The organism is Flavobacterium sp. NG2 (assembly GCF_034119845.1).
GTDB lineage: Bacteria > Bacteroidota > Bacteroidia > Flavobacteriales > Flavobacteriaceae > Flavobacterium.
The window spans coordinates 514,364-534,867 of sequence record NZ_CP139420.1; the positions used below are offsets into that span (position 1 = coordinate 514,364).

The 20,504-nt window shown below is 33.7% G+C and carries 14 protein-coding genes; 10 read left to right on the forward strand and 4 right to left on the reverse strand.

Going from position 1 to position 20,504, the window contains the following annotated elements; genetic code table 11:
• Window positions 1-30 precede the first annotated feature (30 nt).
• The 5 genes from SLW70_RS02215 (at window position 31) to SLW70_RS02235 (ending at window position 7,254) form a co-directional block, all read left to right on the forward strand.
• Window positions 31-1,506: a sulfatase gene (locus tag SLW70_RS02215; protein WP_320890309.1), complete on the forward strand. Its 1,476-nt coding sequence runs from the start codon at window positions 31-33 to the stop codon at window positions 1,504-1,506.
• 73 nt (window positions 1,507-1,579) lie between these two features.
• Window positions 1,580-3,376 (forward strand): alpha-L-fucosidase, encoded by a 1,797-nt coding sequence (locus SLW70_RS02220; RefSeq protein WP_320890311.1) that lies wholly within the window; start codon window positions 1,580-1,582, stop codon window positions 3,374-3,376.
• Window positions 3,369-4,931 (forward strand): arylsulfatase, encoded by a 1,563-nt coding sequence (locus tag SLW70_RS02225; protein ID WP_320890313.1) that lies wholly within the window; start codon window positions 3,369-3,371, stop codon window positions 4,929-4,931. Before SLW70_RS02220 ends, SLW70_RS02225 begins: the two co-directional genes overlap by 8 nt.
• Window positions 4,932-4,942: 11 nt before the next feature.
• Window positions 4,943-6,373: a sulfatase gene (locus SLW70_RS02230; RefSeq protein WP_320890315.1), complete on the forward strand. Its 1,431-nt coding sequence runs from the start codon at window positions 4,943-4,945 to the stop codon at window positions 6,371-6,373.
• A 2-nt stretch (window positions 6,374-6,375) separates the two neighbouring features.
• Window positions 6,376-7,254 (forward strand): hypothetical protein, encoded by an 879-nt coding sequence (locus tag SLW70_RS02235; RefSeq protein WP_320890317.1) that lies wholly within the window; start codon window positions 6,376-6,378, stop codon window positions 7,252-7,254.
• A gap of 77 nt (window positions 7,255-7,331) precedes the next feature.
• Here the strand turns inward: SLW70_RS02235 and SLW70_RS02240 are convergent, their stop codons facing one another.
• Window positions 7,332-8,495: an IS4 family transposase gene (locus SLW70_RS02240; RefSeq protein WP_320890319.1), complete on the reverse strand. Its 1,164-nt coding sequence runs from the start codon at window positions 8,493-8,495 to the stop codon at window positions 7,332-7,334.
• Window positions 8,496-8,688: 193 nt separating this feature from the next.
• On the opposite strand from SLW70_RS02240, the gene SLW70_RS02245 reads away from it, so the two are divergent.
• The 4 genes from SLW70_RS02245 to SLW70_RS02260 all read left to right on the forward strand — a co-directional run bounded on the left by SLW70_RS02245 (window position 8,689) and on the right by SLW70_RS02260 (window position 13,543).
• Window positions 8,689-9,951, forward strand: a complete 1,263-nt coding sequence (locus tag SLW70_RS02245) for a metallophosphoesterase family protein (protein ID WP_320890321.1) — start codon at window positions 8,689-8,691, stop codon at window positions 9,949-9,951.
• Window positions 9,952-10,248: 297 nt separating this feature from the next.
• Window positions 10,249-10,371: a hypothetical protein gene (locus tag SLW70_RS02250; RefSeq protein ID WP_320890322.1), complete on the forward strand. Its 123-nt coding sequence runs from the start codon at window positions 10,249-10,251 to the stop codon at window positions 10,369-10,371.
• A 312-nt stretch (window positions 10,372-10,683) separates the two neighbouring features.
• Entirely contained in the window at window positions 10,684-12,099 is a 1,416-nt protein-coding gene (locus SLW70_RS02255; RefSeq protein WP_320890323.1) for a cellulase family glycosylhydrolase, read from the forward strand.
• Window positions 12,100-12,130: 31 nt separating this feature from the next.
• On the forward strand, window positions 12,131-13,543 hold the full coding sequence (locus SLW70_RS02260; RefSeq protein ID WP_320890325.1) for a T9SS type A sorting domain-containing protein: 1,413 nt from the start codon (window positions 12,131-12,133) through the stop codon (window positions 13,541-13,543).
• A 608-nt stretch (window positions 13,544-14,151) separates the two neighbouring features.
• Here SLW70_RS02260 and SLW70_RS02265 read toward each other — a convergent pair.
• On the reverse strand, window positions 14,152-15,513 hold the full coding sequence (locus SLW70_RS02265; protein ID WP_320888441.1) for a transposase: 1,362 nt from the start codon (window positions 15,511-15,513) through the stop codon (window positions 14,152-14,154).
• A gap of 391 nt (window positions 15,514-15,904) precedes the next feature.
• Between SLW70_RS02265 and SLW70_RS02270 the strand changes: the two genes are divergently transcribed.
• Window positions 15,905-16,987, forward strand: coding sequence for a Fic family protein (locus SLW70_RS02270; RefSeq protein ID WP_320890327.1), 1,083 nt, complete (start codon window positions 15,905-15,907; stop codon window positions 16,985-16,987).
• A gap of 458 nt (window positions 16,988-17,445) precedes the next feature.
• On the opposite strand, the gene SLW70_RS02275 is transcribed toward SLW70_RS02270, so the two are convergent.
• Together SLW70_RS02275 and SLW70_RS02280 are read right to left on the reverse strand one after the other, a co-directional pair.
• Complete coding sequence (locus SLW70_RS02275; RefSeq protein WP_320890329.1) at window positions 17,446-19,158, reverse strand: T9SS type A sorting domain-containing protein; 1,713 nt, start codon at window positions 19,156-19,158, stop codon at window positions 17,446-17,448.
• Between the two features lie 302 nt (window positions 19,159-19,460).
• Window positions 19,461-20,396 carry a pseudouridine synthase gene (locus SLW70_RS02280; RefSeq protein WP_320890331.1) on the reverse strand — a complete coding sequence of 312 codons (936 nt, stop codon included), beginning with the start codon at window positions 20,394-20,396 and terminating at the stop codon, window positions 19,461-19,463.
• Window positions 20,397-20,504: the final 108 nt, after the last annotated feature.

Genomic DNA, 20,504 nt, shown 5'->3' on the forward strand with positions numbered 1-20,504 from the left:
AATGATTAAAATTTTAAAAGTCAATCATAAATGAATTCATTTGCTCGCATCACTATTTTACTGTTTTTTACAACCATTCTAGTTGTAGGATGTAAATCAAAAATTCCTGATATAAATACAAAACCCAATGTTTTATTATTGTATATGGATGATTTGCGACCTGAATTAGGTTGTTATGGAAAAAACCAAATCCATTCTCCAAATATTGATGCCTTAGCGGCCAAAGGAATTCAATTTAACAATGCCTATTGTAATGTACCTGTTTGCGGCGCTTCACGTGCCAGTATGCTTACCAGTATGTTGCCCACAAAAGAACGGTTTTTAGATTTTGACAGCTTTGTGCAAAAAGAAACGCCAAATGCGGTTAGCCTGCCAATGCTTTTCAAGAATAATGGCTATACAACAGTGTCAGACGGGAAAGTATATCACCATCTGGATGACCGTATGGGAGATTGGGACATTTTATGGAGACCCTATGCTTTTGATAAAAATGATACAGGATTAGCACCTACAGATTATTGGCAATCGTTATGGAAAGATTATCAAGTTCCTAAAAACAGAGTAGAATATAAAAGTACAAATACAGGTCCTGCCTATGAAAATGCGAATGTAAATGACTCTGTTTATATTGATGGTTTGACAACTAATAAAGTCATTCGGGATCTTAAAAAACTTAAAAAATCGGGTAAGCCCTTCTTTTTAGCGGCTGGATTTATCAGTCCTCATTTGCCTTTTAATTCGCCTCAAAAGTATAGTGTTTTATACGATAGAGCAACAATTAAACAACCCTATAATAATTACATTCCTAAAAACGCTCCTAAAATTTCAATCAGCAATTGGCCAGAGATGCGTGCATATTCCAATATTCCAAAACAAGGACAAGTAAGTGACGCCACTGCGATTGATTTGATTCACGGCTATTATGCCACCGTGAGTTATGTTGATGCATTAATTGGGTCTATCATGAAAACCGTTGAGGAACTTAATTTAGATAAAAATACAATTGTCGTGTTGGTTTCAGATCATGGTTACAATTTGCAGGAACACACCCAATGGGCAAAGTTCACGAACTACAACACCTCTACTCAAGTGCCACTTATCATTTACAATCCTAAAGCAACTCATAATGGTACAAAAACAAATGCATTGACTGAGCTAGTAGATATCTATCCAACATTAGCAGAACTTTGTGGCTTAAAACTACCCGAAAACCAAATTGAAGGAAAAAGTTTGGTTCCCATTCTGAAGAATCCTTCGCTAAAAGGGAAAGACCATATTTTGATAAAAAAAGGAAATGGGTTTACGATAAAAACAGCTGATTATAGTTATACCGAATTTATAAATGCGGAGGATAATGGTTTTATTGCTAATATGTTGTATGATCACCAAATAGATAAAGACGAAAACAACAATGTTGTCAATGATTCCAAATATAGAGAAGCTGTTATTCAATTAAAAAAAATATTGTACACAGAATATAAAATTAATGTTGAAGGCTCTAAATAAGTATAATTATTTTATGGAGTTTTTTAATGATTAACTCGGACTATGCCTTTTTATCTAACAATTAAATATAAAAATGAAAAACTTTATTACCATTATTAGCGCTGTTTTTTTTCTAAGTCTAGGATATGCCCAAAACAAAACCAAAAACTATAAGGCACAGTGGGATTTTCCTGCACAGGATTCTGCGATGTATGTAACTGCAGATCAACAAAAAGAATTGTATGCAACTGAAGCAGAAATGAAATGGTTCAAAGATGCTAAATTAGGGATATTTGTACATTGGGGACCAGCTCTTTTTGAAACCGATGCTTTAAGTTGGGGAAGAGACGGAGAGCGTCCAGGAGCTGGAAAGCCAGCAAATGGAGGTGTTCCTGCTGAAATATACGACACTCTATATAAAAAATTTAATCCTGTAAATTTTGATGCTGATAAATGGATGCAACAAGTAAAAGATTGGGGAGCTGAATACATCGTTTTTACTGCTAAGCATCATGATGGATTTGCATTTTTTGATGCTAAAAATTCGGATTATACGATTATGAATACGCCTTTTGGTCGTGACATTTGTAAAGAATTAGCAGATGCAGCGCATAAAGCTGGTGTTAAGATTTTTTGGTATTATTCGCAACCCGATTGGACACACCCCGATTGTTTGCGCGAAAAACACTACGAAAATTATCTTCCTTATATGAAGCAACATGTTAAACAATTATTTACAGAATATGGTAAAATTGATGGGGTGTTTTGGGATAATTTAGGTACTAAGTATTGGCAATGGGATAGTTACCATTTACTGAAAGACATGAAAAAATGGCAACCTGGAATCGTAAGCAATGCTAGAACTGGTTTTGCTTGGCCTTTAGAGGATAGAGGGGATTATGATACACCAGAGCAAAGTTTAGGACCAGTAAATCATCACAGATACTGGGAAGCTTGTTTAACCATGACTGATAAATGGTTGTATAGTCCAAAAGGACCAATAAAACCGTATGAAACGGTATTGAGTATGTTGATTCAAGTGGCAGGAAATGGCGGGAATTTATTATTGGATTTAGGTCCAAATGAAAAAGGGGAATTTGTAGCAAAAGAAGCCGAAGAAGCGAAAAAAGTAGGACATTGGATAAAAACCTATGGGCATACGATTAAAAACACAAGACGCGGTATTTATATTGCTGGCGATTTTGGAGCATCAACCCAAATAGGAAACAAACTATATATCCATGTTTTAGAAAAGATAGCTAACAATGTAAAAGCTGAAATCGTATTGCCAAATTTACCCATTAAAATTTTAACCTCTGAGGGAATAACAAACGGATTCAAATCGCACGAAATAAAAAATGGAAAGTTAGTATTACATTTCGATAAAACGGAATTTGATAAAAATATTGATAATATCGTTGCGCTGACTTTGGCTGAAAATCCATCCAATTTTGAACGTATAGAAACATGGGAAGCGAATCCAATTGCAAATACGGATTTTGTGGTTTCAGAGTCCTCGTTTTTTAGTCCGAATAAAAAAGGGGATGCAATTTACAATAACGTTGGTAATGTGTTTAGCGAAGGAATTCATTTAAAATCGTGGTGGGAACCTACTAAAAATGATAAAGAGCCAATCTTAACAGTAGATTTCAAATCACCTAAAGCTATAAAAACTGTTTTGTTGAGCGAAAATATGCGAGCGCATTGTATTCGTGAGTTCTACATTGAGACAAAAGACAAAAGTGGTAATTGGAACACTAGCTATAAAGGTAAAACCATTGGAGAAGGTCTTCGAATTAAACTGAACGGGAATTCCATTTATGGAATTCGATTAAAACCTACAAAGAAAACAAAATCTATTCAAATTACAGCATTTAATACTTATGAATAAAATACTTTTAATTACAGCCATAGCTCTTCTTTGCACTTTTGTTAAAGCACAAAAACGGGCTAACAAGCCAAACATCGTTTATATTTTAGCAGATGATATGGGAATTGGTGATGTATCAGGATTAAATCCCGACTCCAAAATTAAAACACCAAACATTGATAAGCTGATCAAAAACGGGATGACCTTTACAGATGCGCATACTACATCTTCTGTATGTACACCTTCTCGTTACAGTATTATGACTGGCGAATACTCTTGGAGAACTAAATTAAAAGCGAGGGTTTTAGATGGTTATTCTAAAGCAATTATTGATAAAAATAAAGATACCGCTCCAAAATTACTGCAAAGAAATGGCTACGAAACAGCTATAATTGGTAAATGGCATTTGGGCTGGAACTGGGAAATTGAAGGCAAAGATAATTTAGAAATGGATCCTGAAAACCCATATCAATTTAAAGAAGATATTAGTAAAAAAGTTGATTATAACAAGCCCTTTGCTGGTGGACCAATAGATTGTGGTTTCGATTATTTCTTTGGATTAAATGCATCGTTAGATTTTCCTCCCTATGTTTTTTCCAAAAATAATAAACTCATTACAATACCTAATGCAACATTGCCATCACAAGGCAAAAGAACAGATTTTCCAGATGGTAAAAAAAATGATTTGGAAGGCGGGCAACTTATGATGCGAAAAGGCGTGAAAGCTAAAGATTTTGAGGCTAAGAATGTGATGTTGGCGTTAACCAAACGTTCTGTAAATTACATAGAAGACTATAGTTCAAACAAACCTTTCTTTTTATACATTTCTTTAACGGCACCGCATACACCAGTTTTACCAAGAGACGAATTCTTAGGTAAAAGTAAAGCTGGTATTTATGGAGATTTTATACAGGAACTAGATTGGACAGTTGGACAAATTGTTTCTGCCATAAAAGAGAAAGGAGTTGAAGGTAATACTATCATTATTTTTACAGCAGATAATGGATCTTCTAAATCTTCTTTCCCAGAAGAATTTGAGGAAGTTTTTGGTCATAAACCAAGTCGAGAATTGCGAGGACGAAAGTCATCGCTATTTCAAGGAGGACATACAGTGCCTTTTATTGTGCAATGGAAAAAAGAAATTAAAGCCAATACAAAAAACAGCACTACAATTTCGTTAGGTGATTTGTATGCCACCTGTGCTGATTTAGTAAATACTAAAACCGACTCCAATCAAGGTGTCGATAGCTATAGTATTTTGCCGTTATTAAAAGGTAAAAGAGATTATAAACGAGAAGCATCAGTTTACACTAATTTTGCAGGTCAATTTTCAATTAGAAAAGACGATTGGAAGTTGGATTTAAGCCCTAAAAAAGAGAACAACTATTTGTTTAATCTAGCTATAGATCCTTCAGAAAAAAACAACCTTTATTTTGATAATGCTTACGCAGAAAAAAGAAAAGAACTGACTGCCACATTAAATAAAATTGTTTTAAATGGAAGAAGTACTAACGGCGAGACATTAAAAAACGAAGGTCCTGAAATTTGGAATGAATTATTTTGGTTAAAAAGATAAAAACAATTAAAATGAAAAAAATATTTTTAATATTGCTTTTAGCTATGGTTTTCCATAATTGCAAGGCGCAAAATAAATCAATAATAAAAGTACAAAGCCCACCCAATGTAGTTTTTATTTTGGCAGATGATTTGGGGATTAATGCTTTAAACTGCTATGGAAATAAATTAGTAGAGTCGCCAAACATAGATAAACTCTTTTCGGAAAGCATGCACTTTACCAATGGGTATTCTAACGATCCTACTTGTGCACCTTCAAGAGCTTCCATTATGTCTGGGCAATATGTGCCTAGGCATAAAATTTACAGAGTTGCTGATCGATATAAAACGGATAAGAAGACATTACAAGTCATGCCTATTTTACCTCCTGAAAACAATAGAGTAAAAGGAAAAGTAGGTTTGTCTTTGGAGAAAATTACCATTGCAGAAGCTTTAAAAGATAATAACTATGCGACTTCCGCTTATGGAAAATGGCATTTGGGCAAAAATGATTTAGGAATTGCGCATCAAGGGTTTGATGAAGGGTATGAAATTACGGGGCATTATAATTTTGAGACTTCTCCACATCAAGACAATGTAGATAATAAGGAATATTCTGCTGATTTTATTACCAAAAAAACAATTGATTTTATTAGCCAAAAATCTAGAGAAGGAATACCATTTTTTACTTATGTTCCTTATTATTTAGTCCATAAGCCGCTAGAACCAAAACCAGAATATTTGGAACATTTTAAACAAAAGTTAAGGAATAATCCTGATGTTGGAAGTGATGAAATTCAGGTATTGGCAATGATTAAAAGTTTAGATGATAGCGTTGGACAATTAATGAAAGCCCTAAACGATTTAGGTTTAGAAGATGATACCATTATTGTTTTTACTAGTGATAATGGACATTATAAAACCGAAAGTGATATTTTTAACCAACCCTATCGTGGAGTAAAAGGCGAAACACTTGAAGGAGGTATTCGTGTTCCATACATGTTTAAATGGAAAAATAAAATCACTTCAAATTCTGTTTCAACGGAACCCATTATTCATGTGGATATATATCCAACATTATTAGGATTGACTAAAACAAAAGCACCTGATAATTATATCCTAGATGGGGAAGATTTAACTCCAATTCTTTTAGGGAAAACTAAAAAAACAAAACGAGATGCTTTGATCTGGGAATATACCAATTATGCTAATTACAATGTTAAGTCTGGAAAATTTGCTTCAAAATGGGTAAATGTTATTCAAGTGGAGGGCTACAAACTCACAGAAGATGTAGATACCAATACATTCATCCTTTATAATTTAAATACAGATCCCTATGAAACTAAAGAAATCTCAGGGAAAAATCCAGAAATAGTAGCTAAATTAAAAAGTAGATTGGAAAAATGGAAAAAAGAAACTGGCTATGAAGTCCCTAAAGTCAATTCAGATTACAAAAAAAAATAAACATGAAACAAATAGTTGTTTTTTTACTCATTTGTGTTGTATTCAGTGCGTGTAAAGTGGTTGATAATAAAAAGCATGATAATAATAATCCTTTTAGAAAAGCAAATATAATTCCTTGGTCGATTGTAGGTTTTGATGTCAAAGAGCGTAATCCTGAAGAGCGTATTGAAATGATTCAAAAGTTAGGATACAAACAGTATGCCTATGGTTATAGACCACAGCATATTCCCAGCATGAAACACGAATGGGAATTAGCCAAAGAAAAAAGGATTTCTATTCAAGCAGTTTGGCTGTATATCAATTTATACAAAGAAAAAGTTGGTGCATTAAAGCCAGACAGTGAAATTGTTTTTGAGAATTTGAAAGCAACAGGTGTACAAACTCAAATCTGGGTTGGTTTTGAACCCACTTATTTTGACCACTTATCAGAAGGCGAATCTTTACAACAAGCAACGGAAATGATTGCGTATTTGTCTCAAAGAGCCAAATCTGTAAATTGTAAAATAGCTTTATATAATCATGGTGGCTGGTTTGGCAAACCCGAAAATCAGATCAAAATCATCAAAGCATTGCCGAAAAACGAGCTTGGAATTATTTTTAATTTCCATCATGCTCATGATGATTTAGAAAATTACAGCAAAAACATAACGGAACTGTTTCCTTATTTGTGGTGCGTAAACCTAAACGGAATGAGAAAAGAAGGGCCTAAAATCATCACGATTGGTCAAGGAAATCTCGAAAAAATAATGATCGAAAAATTATTTAAAATGGGTTACAAAGGTCCTTTTGGAATACTAGGACATGTTAAAGGAGGCGATCCAGAAGTGATTCTTCAGGAAAATTATACGGGATTACAAACACTTTTCCCTAAAGTCAATTAAATGTCATAATGTTAATTTATTAAAAATGAAAGTAATTGGAAATTGATATTATTAGTTTCTTTATCACTAGTGTCCACTTAAAATAAGCTGAAAACCAGCTGGTTAATATTTTGTTCATTGACATTATTGTAATCTGATTTCATAAGTAATTCATTTATAGATGTTTTATCGAGTAATGATGCAGATAAAATTTGTAGAATTTCGTAAGTAGAACGATTGATTTTTAAATCTTTCGAGATTATAGAAACTAAACAGTAAGTTATAATTGCTACATTAATTTGGATCCGAACAGCATTTTCTGTTGTTCCCCAAAAGGTCTTAACTTTTAGGTGTTGTTTTATCCATTTAAAGAACAATTCAACTTGCCATCTTTGTTTGTAAAGTAATGCGATATCTTCAGCGGATAGTTCAAAATTATTTGTCAAAAAGATCAACGTCTTTTTATTTTCACAATCGAAAAATTTAATTTTTCGTATCTTTTCTGGGTAATCTTTCGAAGTATAAAAACCTTCTATTTTTCCAATTTGGTCATATTTAATTCCTGTTGTTTTGTCAACTTTTTGAGAATACATTCTTTTGAATTTTACATTAGATTTTGCTCTAACTACAAAGTAAGCATTAGCTTTTGTAATGCGAAAAAGTCGTTCATAATCAACATACGCTCGGTCAAAAATGTAATAAGCAAATGGCTCATAATCTATAACATCCATTGCGTTAACATCGTGCACATTTGCCTCTGTAATATGAATAAATACAGGTATCTGTGTGCTAACATCAAAAAGAGTGTGCAACTTTATTCCAGCTTTGGTTTTTCGGAAATGAGCCCAACAAAACACGCTCAAACATAGATCTATTGTTGAAGAGTCAAAGGCATAAATATTACCTTTAATTTCAAAAGTATCATTGCTGTTTTTATCTTGAGCAATTAATATTAAATGATTAGCAAACTCCTCAAATATTTTAAAATTGCGATTTTCATTAGCCTTGGATAAATTGCTACGAGTCACGTTTTTGCCAAATCCTAAATGATATGATTTTGATTGATGTGCTTCTATAACAATTATCAAATCTCTTAAACTTTCTCTAGCTGAAAGTTGACCAAAAATCATACATAATAATTGATTCCAACAAGTAAAATGTTTGACCGATTTATTGCCTAAATATTTAGCAGCTAACCTATCAAAAACACGCTGTGGTAGAAATTCAACCAATTGAGAGAAAACATATTTACCCTGATTCATATTCGTAATGTTGAATTACGAACATAATAATCATTTCAAATCGTCACGCTCAAATATGACTCTTAAAATACAGATTTACAATAATTTCAAAGAACTTATTTTATTTTTTAGTGGACACTAGTGTTTCTTTATGGTAAAATAAAATGTTAAAAACGATCAATTATTAAAGCATTCCCATATTTAAAAAAGTATTATGAATAGAAAAGTTGTGTTAATTATTACATTTTTATTAATAATAGTAGCGTGTAAGCCTACTATTGATAATTCTTCAACTACAGTTAAAATTATACCTTTTGGAGAAAAACCAGGTTTATTACGTCAGCCTTATTTGCAAATGGCAAGCCCCACAGGAATTACAATTACTTGGAAAACGACAGCAATTACAAAAAATTGTTATGTAGAATTTCAAGAGAAAAATCAATTCGCAAAAACAGTTGTAAAAGGCAATATAGTTAATCATGAAGGCAACATACTCAATGAGGTTGCACTTATTAACTTAAAACCGTCAACAACTTATTATTATAACATATACTCAAATGGTCATTTGCTAGCAAGTGGTTTGGAGTATTATTTTACTAGTGCACCTAATAATAATAAAACTGCATTTAGTTTTTATGCTTTAGGAGATATTGGTGCAGAAGAAAAATCAAGTTTTGCAAGCGAACCTGCTTCTCGAATAAAAGAATTAGAAAAAAAACCAGATTTTGGACTTGGATTAGGAGATATTGTATATCCTAAAGGTGAAAGTAAAAATTATGACAATCATTTATTTAAGCCCTTTCAGGAAGTTTTTAAAAATACTCCTTTTTATCCAGTTACAGGAAATCACGATTGGTTATCAGACCCAGAAAAGAATTTTGAAAAGGAATGGCATTTGCCAGGAAATGAGCATTATTACAGTTATACTTATTCTAATACTTTATTTATTGGATTAGACTCTAGTAATGGTAATTTTTATAAAGTTGAGGAACAAATATCTTGGTTAAAAAACACTTTAGAAGTAAATAAAAACAAGTATGATTGGATTATCGTATACTTGCATCACAATGGAAAAAGCTGCACATATAAAGAAGATTATGAACACGTAAAAGCATTGTACAAAATCTTTGCAAATAATGGTGTCGATTTAGTTTTAAATGGTCATGCACATACCTACGAGCGTTTAAAACCTTTTGATTTCGAAGGAAATGTCGATGCTTCTATTAAAAATCAAAACCAATACACAAATTTAAAAAACAGATTCATTTCTATAACTATTGGTGCTGGTGGAAAAATAGAAAAGAAATGGAAAGTAAACATTAATGACCCTAAAAATTGTCCAGATGGAACAATAGTTGCGCATTCTGAGCATGTTCCAAGTTTTGGATTGATTTCAATAAATGGGAGAAAACTTAATTTTGAAGGAATCAATTCTCTTACAGGAAAGAAGTTTGATGATTTTTCTATAACTAAATAGTTATTAATACTCTTTTTAGATTACTAATATCCAATGCTTTACTGAATATGCATTGGGTATGCTGTTTCAAATAATTGGTTTATCCATTAAATTAATTATATAAACTTCTTTTGCTCAAGGCATTGCTTCATTGAAATGCTTAAAATAAATTAAACGAGTTTTTGGAATTGATAGTCCGTCTAAAATAATTGTCTTTTACTTTAAGTATTTCTACCTCTTATTCTTTGTAAACCTTAACGAAATAAAAAAAAGTGGCCTAAAATCATCACTATTAGTCAACGAAATTTCGAAAAGCAGATGATTGAAAAAATATTAAAAATGGGTTATAGTGGTACTTTTGGAATACTGGGTCATATAAAAGGAGATGATCCAGAAATTATTCTTCAGGAAAATTATATGGGATTACAAGATCTTTTTTAGTGCCAAAAAAGCAATAACAAAGTACTTGTCATCTCATCTTTTTTAAGACTTCAACTATTTTAATCTTCTAGCAATAACTTTTTATAAAAAAGTTGAAAAACCAACCTAAAACACTGTATTTCTAACTATATCAAGCTATTGATTACAATAATCAAACGTTATCGGACAATAATTGAACCCCCTTTTTGAGTAATCGGTCTAATTTTACACCAAGTTAGTTTCAAGAAAATCACAGGAGTTATAAAATTAGCACTTTGTGTTTTTTGAAAAAAGAGACTAACTAAAAACTAAACCGATTAACCAAAAAACCAAATGATTAAAAACTACTCTACATACAGTTTGTCGGTATTTCTATTTATAAGTACGTTACAAATATTTGCACAAGCTGCAACGCCCCAACAAATGGTAGCAAGAATGGGGCGCGGAATTAACTTAGGAAATACTTTAAGTGCTCCTTTTGAGGGAAATTGGGCACCAGCTGTACAAGAATCCTATTTTGATGATGTAGCAGCAGCAGGTTTTAAAACCGTTAGAATTCCAATACGCTTTGATGAACATACAACTAAGCTGGAAGATGTTGTCTATAAAGATGGAAGCGGAAATTATATAGGTTCGATGAGTCAATATACAGTTGAGGCTTCTTATTTGAATAGAATCGAACAAGTGACTGATTGGGCTTTGTCAAAAGGATTAGTAGCCATCATTGATGTACATGGCGATCATTGGTTTTGGGAAAGTTATAGAGAGAAAAAGGGAGGCGTTGCCAATCCTGATTATAAAACAGGAGCAGATAGAGCAGCTGCCGAAGATCGTTTTAGAGCGATTTGGACAGCCATTTCAACTCGTTTTCAAAATAAATCCGAGAATTTGTTATTTGAAATCATGAATGAGGCTTATTTCTCGATGAATGCCGCTCAAGTGGATGCTACCAATACTTATATTCTGAATATTATTAGAGCAACTAATCCTACTCGCAATGTTATTGTGAATGGAGGAGGGAAAAACTCTTATGAGGCACCACTACAGTTAGGAGTGTCTGGAAATAATAGCTATTTGTCAGATTCCTATATAATCGCCACTTTTCATTATTATTGGCCAAGAGCCTTTACGGCTTCGGCAAGTCAAAATGAAAATGATTATGACTGGGGAACTGCAGCGGATAAGGCTGAAATTGATCAAGATTTTGGGTACGTTAAAACATGGTCTGATACTAAAGGTATTCCTATATACCTAGGAGAATTTGGAGCAGATAACGAGAGAGGAATTAATTACAGCACAGGTGCTATAGGTTTATACGGTGGTCCTGAAAATGCCTCGCGAGTTGAGTTTCATAGATACCTAGCTCAAAAAGCAATTGATTTAGGGTTTTGCTTTACCGTTTGGTGTGCTGGTGATAAAGCTGGCAAAACCATTTATAAGGTAACCGATAGAACTTGGGTAGAAGATGTAAAAAATGTGGTATTAGGAATCACATTAGGTACTGAAGATTTCAATCCAGCGAATGATTTTGCAATTTACCCCAATCCAGTCACTGATTATTTAAACATAACCACCACTCAAAACATCCAAAAAATGGAGTTGTACAATTTAAACGGACAGCTTTATACACTAGAACACAGGAATCAAGAGGTAAGGTTACCTTCTTTAAGCAACGGCTTGTACTTACTTAAAACCACTTTCTCAGATAACACTACAAGTCACAACAAATTAATAATACATAAACAATAAATACTAATTAATTAATTTAAAAACAGAAATCATGAAAAAAAATTACATTTTATTATTATTGGCTTTGATGCCATATTTGGGGTTTTCTCAATTAGTAACAAACAATACTTTTGATGCCAATATTAATGGCTGGACAGCAAATGGCTCAGGAACTACTGTTACACATACTACTGCTGCTGGAGAGTTTAATAATGGTCCTGGAGCAATGAAACTTATTGCAGGTGCTGCTGCTGGAAGAGCACAATCTTCACCAAATACAGTTCCATCGACAGCAGGAGATTATTTGGTAACTTCTAAAGTTAAAGGTACTGCAGGGACAACTATTCAAATAATTGTTTTTCAAACTGGAAATACTAAAACTGGTACTGCTCAAACATTAACTGGAGGATGGGACACAGTGAGCTTCCTTGCCACTGGTTTAGATGCTACGAATACTGCAAATGTGAGATTTGTTGCCGGTTCAGCTAGTACATATTTTATTGATGATGTTTACTTTACGTATCAAATTCCACCTGGTTCACAATTAACTACTGCTGTTACAGGTGCTGGAACCGTAGCCAAAAGTCCTGATCAAATATCCTATCCATCGCCTACTAATGTTACAGTGACTGCTACACCAGCAACACACTGGGTATTCAATAACTGGTCAGGTGATCTTACTGGATCAACAAATCCTGATGTGGTTGCTTTAGATGGTACAAACAACAAATCCGTTACAGCTAATTTTGGAATTGATCCAGCATTTAATTATGCATTTCTCTTTAATACTGATGGGAATGCTGAAGGTTGGTCAACTGATCCTCAATTAACTGCTACTGTTACAGGAGGTATCGCTACATTGACACCAACAGCAAATCAATTTGCAAGATTTAGTTTAACAGGTTTTCCAATCAATCCAGCGACTTATAACAAGGTAACTATTAAACTAAAAAATAATTCAGCAACATCGGATCAATTGGGGATTATTGTAACTAATAATTCAGCTGTTACTAATACAACTACTTATGCTATGTCAGTTAGCGATGCAGGGTATCAAACCTATGCTATACCATTGAATACAATTGCTGCATGGACAGGAAGTATAGTCGATTTTAGAATTAGAATTGCAGATGAGGACAATCCAACTTCAGGAAGACCTTCAGATGCAGGTACTATTTTAATTGATGAAATTGTTTTTAGTTATGATTCTACTCTATCAACTTCTTCATTTGAGTCAGATAGTAATGCCGTTTCAGTTTATCCAAACCCAGTACAAAACACATTGAATGTTGCTTCAGGTCAAAATGTATCTTCAGTAGCGATCTACAATATGTTAGGTCAAAATGTAGCTTCCCAAGCTGGTGGAAACGAAGTAAATGTAAGTGTTTTGAAATCAGGTATCTATGTAGCTAAAGTAACTTTAGAAAACGGTGCTGTTGTAAATGAGCGTTTTATAAAAGAATAATTTGAACGATTGCCCTAAATACCCCGATTTAGTTTGAAACTAAATCAAGAACTAAAAACGACTAAATCGGGACCGATAAAATTCTGTCCCGATTTTATTTTATAATTAACAACAGCTCATAACTAAAATCTATCTTATCTTTTTGTAATTTTGTTATATCAAAATGGTATAAAACTAACTAAATTGATAGGGGTACAATTCGGAGTACTTTCATTAAATACACTTAGTAAAGTCAATAATAACGCTACATGAGAGAGGTTATACAAATCCCTTCCTCTCTGCTAAAGTGAATTTAAAGCAAGATAAAACCCCTAAAAACGTATGTTTTTAGGGGTTTTTCGTTTCGTAATCCTTCCATTCAATTCATTTAGCACTAATACCTAGGGATACAAATCGGACTACCTATTTTATGAAATAAATTGTGCTCCTATTTTTTTTATAGGCACATTCAGAAGTAAGCCTACTTTTTTGCAAGAAATAAAAAAATGACCAAATTTTAGAGTTTCAAAATTGGTCATTTTTATTTTTCACGGACTCTGATGTATCAAAAAAGTCTTTTTTAGGTATTGACTAGACGCACGTTCTCCACGGAGGTGTTTTTTGTTTTTTTAGGCTGCTAAAATTTGTTGCTGCTTGAGAATTCTTCTTCCTATTTCCAGGGCATTTCCTGTATGTATTCCGAAGAAGATCCAAAGCATTTCACTTTTTTGGGTTTTGGCTTTTATCTTTTTTAGATTGTAATGTTCTTTCTCTTTTCCAAAACTTCCTTCTAATCGAGTGGAGCGTTCTTTTTTGATTTCTTTAGCTAAGATTTTACGCTGTTCTTCATTTTTGCCAGCTTTTCCTTTTCGCACAAAATCGGTTTGGATGTTGTTTGAAGTGGTGAATGTTCGATTTTTATTGGTGGCATAAATTGCATCAGCACCAAGCATTTTTACTTTAGTTTTGGTTAAGTTTTGAGCGCAAAAAACCGTGCTTTGAAGACGTGTACCTTCATTGAAAGCTCTGTACTGAATATGTTCTATAAAATTAATTCCATCAATTTGGATTTTGTTGACTTTGGCTCCAAATTCAACTTGTTTTACTTCCTTACCTCTTACAATAGGTCTAATATAGCTTTTACTAATACTTATTATTCTATCTGGAACACTTTTGCCTGTTTTAAAAATTTGAGACTGTTGTTGATACACCTTAGCGATTAGAGAACGTTGGTTTTTGTATTTTTTAGTAGCTTCAAAAGAATTTTGATTCTCAATTTTATTGAGTTCAGCGTTAAGTTTGTACAATAATTTCAACAGTCCTCTGGTTACTTTTGTACGGTGTTTTGATTGCTTTTTTCTTTTTTTAGAATATTCATTATAGCGTCTACACCAATCCAAATACTTGGTTCTTGGTAACTTGATTTTTAACATACCACATAAGGCTTCCATTTGTTTGTAATTCCATTGTACGCATTCCCATAGTAGTTTTTGATTAGTTGGAAAGCGTACCTCGCTTTCGTAACAAGTGGCATCGGTAAAAATTTTATCCAAATCACTCATAAATGGAATCCAGTTTTTAGCTAATATTTCTTGACTCTTTCGAATATTTAAACCTTTGGAGAGTTCCATTCTGATTTGGCTCACGATTTTAAAATTAGTCAGGGGCTTGTCTATAGGAATTAGAATGTCGCAAAAAAACTGCATGAAAATATTACCGTTCAAAAGCTCAATAAGTTTTTTATCCGAGCAACCGTAGTAATTTTTTAACATCATCAGGGCAATCTTACCCTTGGGACTAAAATAACAATGAGTCCCTTTGTTAGAATCTTTCAATTTGAAGGCTTGACTAAGCTCAGAAAAAGGCATTGAAAGGTATATTTTACCCAAATCCGTTTTTAAAAATTGGGCGTAAAAACTATCAAAATTTTCATTGATAGTAAAAATTGAAAATTTGTATTGAAATTCGCTTAAACGTACTATTTTTGCCATCACACTTTAAAAGAAAACCCCGTTTTTGACTCGTTTTGAGCAATTTCGGGGTTTGTTTCTTCTAAAATAATACCTATTTTGCTGAAAAACAACTTTTTGTGTTATTATGAATGTGCCTTTATAAACCCAAGTAAAAATAAGGTGTTCAGGCGTGTGATTATACTGGTTTGATATACGAACATGTAGAGCCTTATATTGTAAGTTAGAAGTACTTTCTATAGGGTAAAACTAGTTCATTATTTGTGAAGTTTATTATCTTTAAAATTATAGTTTATACGGTGAATAATCACTCTAATCACCGTAATATTGCGGTGATTAGAGTGATTATTCACCGCAAGAAGTTGGAGTTGTAATGATTATGTCTTATATTTACCGCAAATAAGCGGTGATTATGTACATACACGAACAGAAAAACTGGCCTACTTTTACTTGGGATGCTGATGCAATCAGTGCAATACTTGGAGCTGTTCGTCATCGTCAAGGACGAGTTTTAGGTCAAATGCAAACACTTGGATTTCAAATACAGGAAGAAACGATGCTTAAGGCATTGACTATGGATGTGACTAAATCAAGTGAGATAGAAGGGGAACTCTTAAATCCAGAACAAGTACGTTCTTCAATCGCAAGACGTTTAGGTATCGAAATTGCTGGAGCAATAACAGCCGATCGGGATGTAGAAGGAGTCGTAGAAATGATGCTTGACGCAACACAACGTTTTGATGTTCCCTTGACTGCCGATAGATTGTTTGACTGGCATGCTGCCTTATTTCCTACAGGACGAAGCGGTATGTATAAGATAAAAACCGCCACTTGGCGTGATGATGTTATGCAGGTAACTTCTGGGCCTATAGGCAAAGAAACAATACATTTTGAAGCACCCATTGCCTCAAAAGTACCAGGAGAAATGGCTGAGTTCTTAGAATGGATAGAGCAGCAACAAGATCTAGATCTAGTACTCAAAGCGGGAATTGCTCATTTGTGGTTTGTTACCATACACCCTTTTGATGACGGTAATGGTCGAATAGCACGTGCTATTACTGATATGTTGCTAGCTCGAGCTGATAAAAGCTCGCAACGATTTTATTCTATGTCGGCACAGATACAAGCCGAACGCAATAAGTATTATGATATATTGGAAAGTACTCAAAAAGGCAAGCTTGATATTACTTCATGGCTCGTATGGTTTTTAGATTGCCTGATGCGTGCTATGGATCAAACGGATGAAACTATTGCAAAAACGATTGCTCGATCTCAATTTTGGAAAAATCAGAAGGAAACAGAGTTTAATTTGCGACAACGAAAAATACTGGAAATGCTATTAGATGATTTCTTCGGAAACTTAAATGTTTCCAAATATGCAAAAATAACCAAAACATCAACTGATACAGCACTGCGTGATTTGCAAAACCTTGTCCAAAAAAATGTTTTGGAACAAGTAGGCAGTGGTAGAAGTACTGCGTATAGGCTAAAATAAATATTCACAATTATTACTAGGAATCTTTATCGAAATTCAGCTGATGGTATTGAAGAATTCCTTAATTATACTGGTTTGATATATGAACATGTTAAACCTTATACTAGTTAAGAAAATTATAGTAACCTAGTTGAAATTTGAATAAGTATTATTAGGGACTATTGCTAAAAAATCGTATTTAAGTAGTATTCAATTGCAACTTGCAAATTGAACCAAAATTAATAGTGCACTTTGATTGAAGAATCTGTAAAGCATTGTAAATACAGGATTATACAGAGAGACACGAATCCCTTCCTCTCTGCAATCCAAGCGGGAATTTCTGTAACAACAGAGGTTCTCGTATACTTTTTAAAAGTAGAGAGAGATACAGCTTGTATAATACGTATTAAATGCAAACAAAAAGTGCCCATTGCTACATCCAAGCAATGGGCACTTTATTCTAATCAGTTAGTAATGGATTATTTCTTTACAATTTTTGAAGTAGAAACTCCTTTTTCAGATGTCAAACGCAACATGTAGATTCCTTTTTTCAAAGAAGATACGTTAATTGATTCTGATGGTTTGTTTTGAGTCAAAACCACTTTACCAGAAGCATCAATAACTTGAGCCGATTTCAAGACCTCTTGTGTTTGAATATATAATACTTCACTTACTGGATTTGGATACACAGAAAATTCAAAAGCATTTTGTTTCTTAACTGACAAAGTTGGATTATTATACGTCAACACCACTTTACTCCCTGGATAAGAAGCAGTCCAATATAACGGTAATGCAGGACTGAATGTTGGTGTTCCTGTTATTGTACCTGCATTTGTTGTAATAATATCGACTGTTGTATTTGCGTTTGATGAAATTCCTGTAAGGTCTATTACAGTCCCAGTTAAATTAATTGAAGCCGCCGCTACTGTAGCATTTATTTGATCAAAATCAGTTCCTGCTACACCACTAGCTGTCGCCGCAACGTTCATTCTTAAAGTTGTAGTACCAAAAGCTACTGAAGAACCAGCAATATTCATAACTCCTTTTGCAACATCTCCTCCAGGTGACAATTTACCTGATGTAAAAGTATTTGTTACCGACTTTATATCCGTATTATAAGTAGTTCCCGCATTTGTATTTATCGTTCCTGTATTTACCAAAGTCGACACATTGTTATTAATTGCATTTACCGTTCCTAAAGTAGTATTAAAAGTAATTGTACCGCTATTCAATAAGTTAGAAGTTACCGTAGTATTACCTATAATTCCAGCAGAATATCCCCCTTCCATTATAATCGTCCCTTTATTATCTAAATTAGCAGTAGTACCCGTAGCACCAGCAAAAGTAATAGCAGTAGTATTCGTATCAGTAGTACAAAATCCTTTGATAGTAGTACCTGTAGCCACCTCAATATTTGTAAAGTCAGTCGAAGCCGAAGTAGAACCTCCTGTTATATTAAATAATCGATGCTTAGTTGGTGAAAGAGAAGTCCCCATAATAATACCAGTACCTGCAATTTTACCTCTACCCCCTGCCAATGCTAAAAACACTCCTGCAGCACTGGTAAAACTTTGATCTAAATTTATTGTTGTAGTAGCTGCATTCAATTCCAAAACAGGTACAGAAGCTGTTCCAAAATTATTAAAATTAACAAATCCTCCAGAAGTAGAAGTAGTAGCTACCAAAATCCCAGCCCCAGCATAACCTGTATCTAATAAAGGATTTGTATTTGTAGGTTTTTGACAAAGAATAGTGACGTTTGCAGCTCCTGAATTTAAATTCAAAGTCCCCAAATTATTCAATTTACCACCCTTAATAGTCAAAGCTGCTCCAGTATGAGTTACAGTCAATACATTTCCAACTGCAATATTTAAGACACCTTGAGAAGTAAGCGCACTACTCCCAGTAACAGTACTTCCTAATGTCAATTGTTTAATTGTTGTGCTAGCTACATCGTAATTACACACCCCTTCATTAATATTAACTATATCCCCAAGATTATTACCCGGAACAGTACCAGGAGTATCTGGAGCCGAAGTCCAATTTGCAGGGTCAGACCAGTTTCCTGTAGTACCTCCTACCCATGTATAAGTAGCTTGTGCCCATACATTATTTGCGAACATCCCGCAAACCAAAACCATAAAAACAGCCATTACCGTTTTCTTTTTTCCAAAAATGTAATTTTTTTTCATAATTAATTATTTAAATTATTAGTTGATAAAAAACAGTCTCCTACTAACCAACTGTAAGCCTCTATTTTTCAAAAGAAAAAGCGAAACTCATTCCCCAGTTAACCAAACGATACCATTCCTTTTACTCCCTACAAAATTGATTAATTAATCATAATTAAAAATCTACATATGGTTTTTAAAACAGAATAAATGGTCTTTTTACAGCCTCAAAACTGAAATCAGCCTGAACAAAATGACCATATAAAAAATCCCCTTCGCTCACACGAAAGGGACTGTCCTATAAATAAGTTTTTTAAAACTAATTACGAATTCTTCAAATTGATGATTTCTTGTTCTGTTAGCAATCTCCAGTTACCTCTTGGCAAGTTTTTCTTAGTCAAACCTGCAAAAGCAACACGGTCAATACGCAACACATCATAATTAAAATGCTCGAAGATGGAACGAACCACTTTCACGTTAGATGAACGCAATTTCAATCCTATTTCGCTTTTCGCCTCTCCTTCAATATAACTTACTTCTTCTACAAAAACGCGGTGACCATCAAGAACCAAACCTTTCGAGATTTTTTCCAAATCTTCAAACTTCAAGTTTTTATCTAGCGATACTTGGTAAATTTTAGATGATTTATTCGTTGGCAAACTAAACTTCCGAATCATGTCCGTATCGTTTGTAAACAACAATAAACCAGTAGTGTTCTTATCCATACGCCCCACGGCACCAATTTTTGCTGTAGTCGAACCTTTTACCAACTCCAATACATTACGGAATTCCTGACCTTCATCAAAAGCCGTTGTAAAGTTCTTAGGCTTGTTCAATAAGATATATACTTTTTTCTCAGGAGTCAATTTCACTCCGTCAAAATTCACTTCATCCGTTGGTTTCACTAAATACCCCATTTCGGTTACAGGAATACCATTTACTTTTACATTTCCAGACTGAATGTAAATATCCGCATCACGACGCGAACACACCCCTGAGTTGGCAATGTATTTATTTAAACGAATTTCGTCTTTTTCTTTTTGTCTCTTTGGAGCCTGATTTGGTTTCTTTGCCTTAGCAGCTTCCTCTTCAACAACTTTGGTGTTTACTTTAGCTTTTTTAGGTCCTTGCGCCCTTTTTTGCATAGCGGGTTTAGCTGCGCTCCGTTCGGCTCCGCCTCGGGTTGGCTTATTCGAATTCGTTCTTGAACCTCCTGGTCTAGAACTTCCTCCTCTATTACTGCCTTGCTTGTTATTCATAATATTCTGTAATTTACTTCGTCAGTTCGGCCTTAGGGCCTCGTGTTTGCAAAGATAGTATTTATATTTTTGCAAATAGCTACTTCCAAGTCATTAAGTCACAACTAC

Bases quoted from the DNA above. Each gene is read 5' to 3' on its own strand.
- SLW70_RS02225 (WP_320890313.1), top strand. From the start codon at position 3,369: ATGAATAAAATACTTTTAATTACAGCCATAGCTCTTCTTTGCACTTTT.
- SLW70_RS02230 (WP_320890315.1), top strand. From the start codon at position 4,943: ATGAAAAAAATATTTTTAATATTGCTTTTAGCTATGGTTTTCCATAAT.
- SLW70_RS02255 (WP_320890323.1), top strand. From the start codon at position 10,684: ATGATTAAAAACTACTCTACATACAGTTTGTCGGTATTTCTATTTATA.
- SLW70_RS02220 (WP_320890311.1), top strand. From the start codon at position 1,580: ATGAAAAACTTTATTACCATTATTAGCGCTGTTTTTTTTCTAAGTCTA.
- SLW70_RS02245 (WP_320890321.1), top strand. From the start codon at position 8,689: ATGAATAGAAAAGTTGTGTTAATTATTACATTTTTATTAATAATAGTA.
- SLW70_RS02235 (WP_320890317.1), top strand. From the start codon at position 6,376: ATGAAACAAATAGTTGTTTTTTTACTCATTTGTGTTGTATTCAGTGCG.
- SLW70_RS02260 (WP_320890325.1), top strand. From the start codon at position 12,131: ATGAAAAAAAATTACATTTTATTATTATTGGCTTTGATGCCATATTTG.
- SLW70_RS02275 (WP_320890329.1), bottom strand. From the start codon at position 19,158: ATGAAAAAAAATTACATTTTTGGAAAAAAGAAAACGGTAATGGCTGTT.
- SLW70_RS02270 (WP_320890327.1), top strand. From the start codon at position 15,905: ATGTACATACACGAACAGAAAAACTGGCCTACTTTTACTTGGGATGCT.
- SLW70_RS02265 (WP_320888441.1), bottom strand. From the start codon at position 15,513: ATGGCAAAAATAGTACGTTTAAGCGAATTTCAATACAAATTTTCAATT.
- SLW70_RS02280 (WP_320890331.1), bottom strand. From the start codon at position 20,396: ATGAATAACAAGCAAGGCAGTAATAGAGGAGGAAGTTCTAGACCAGGA.
- SLW70_RS02215 (WP_320890309.1), top strand. From the start codon at position 31: ATGAATTCATTTGCTCGCATCACTATTTTACTGTTTTTTACAACCATT.
- SLW70_RS02240 (WP_320890319.1), bottom strand. From the start codon at position 8,495: ATGAATCAGGGTAAATATGTTTTCTCTCAATTGGTTGAATTTCTACCA.
- SLW70_RS02250 (WP_320890322.1), top strand. From the start codon at position 10,249: ATGATTGAAAAAATATTAAAAATGGGTTATAGTGGTACTTTTGGAATA.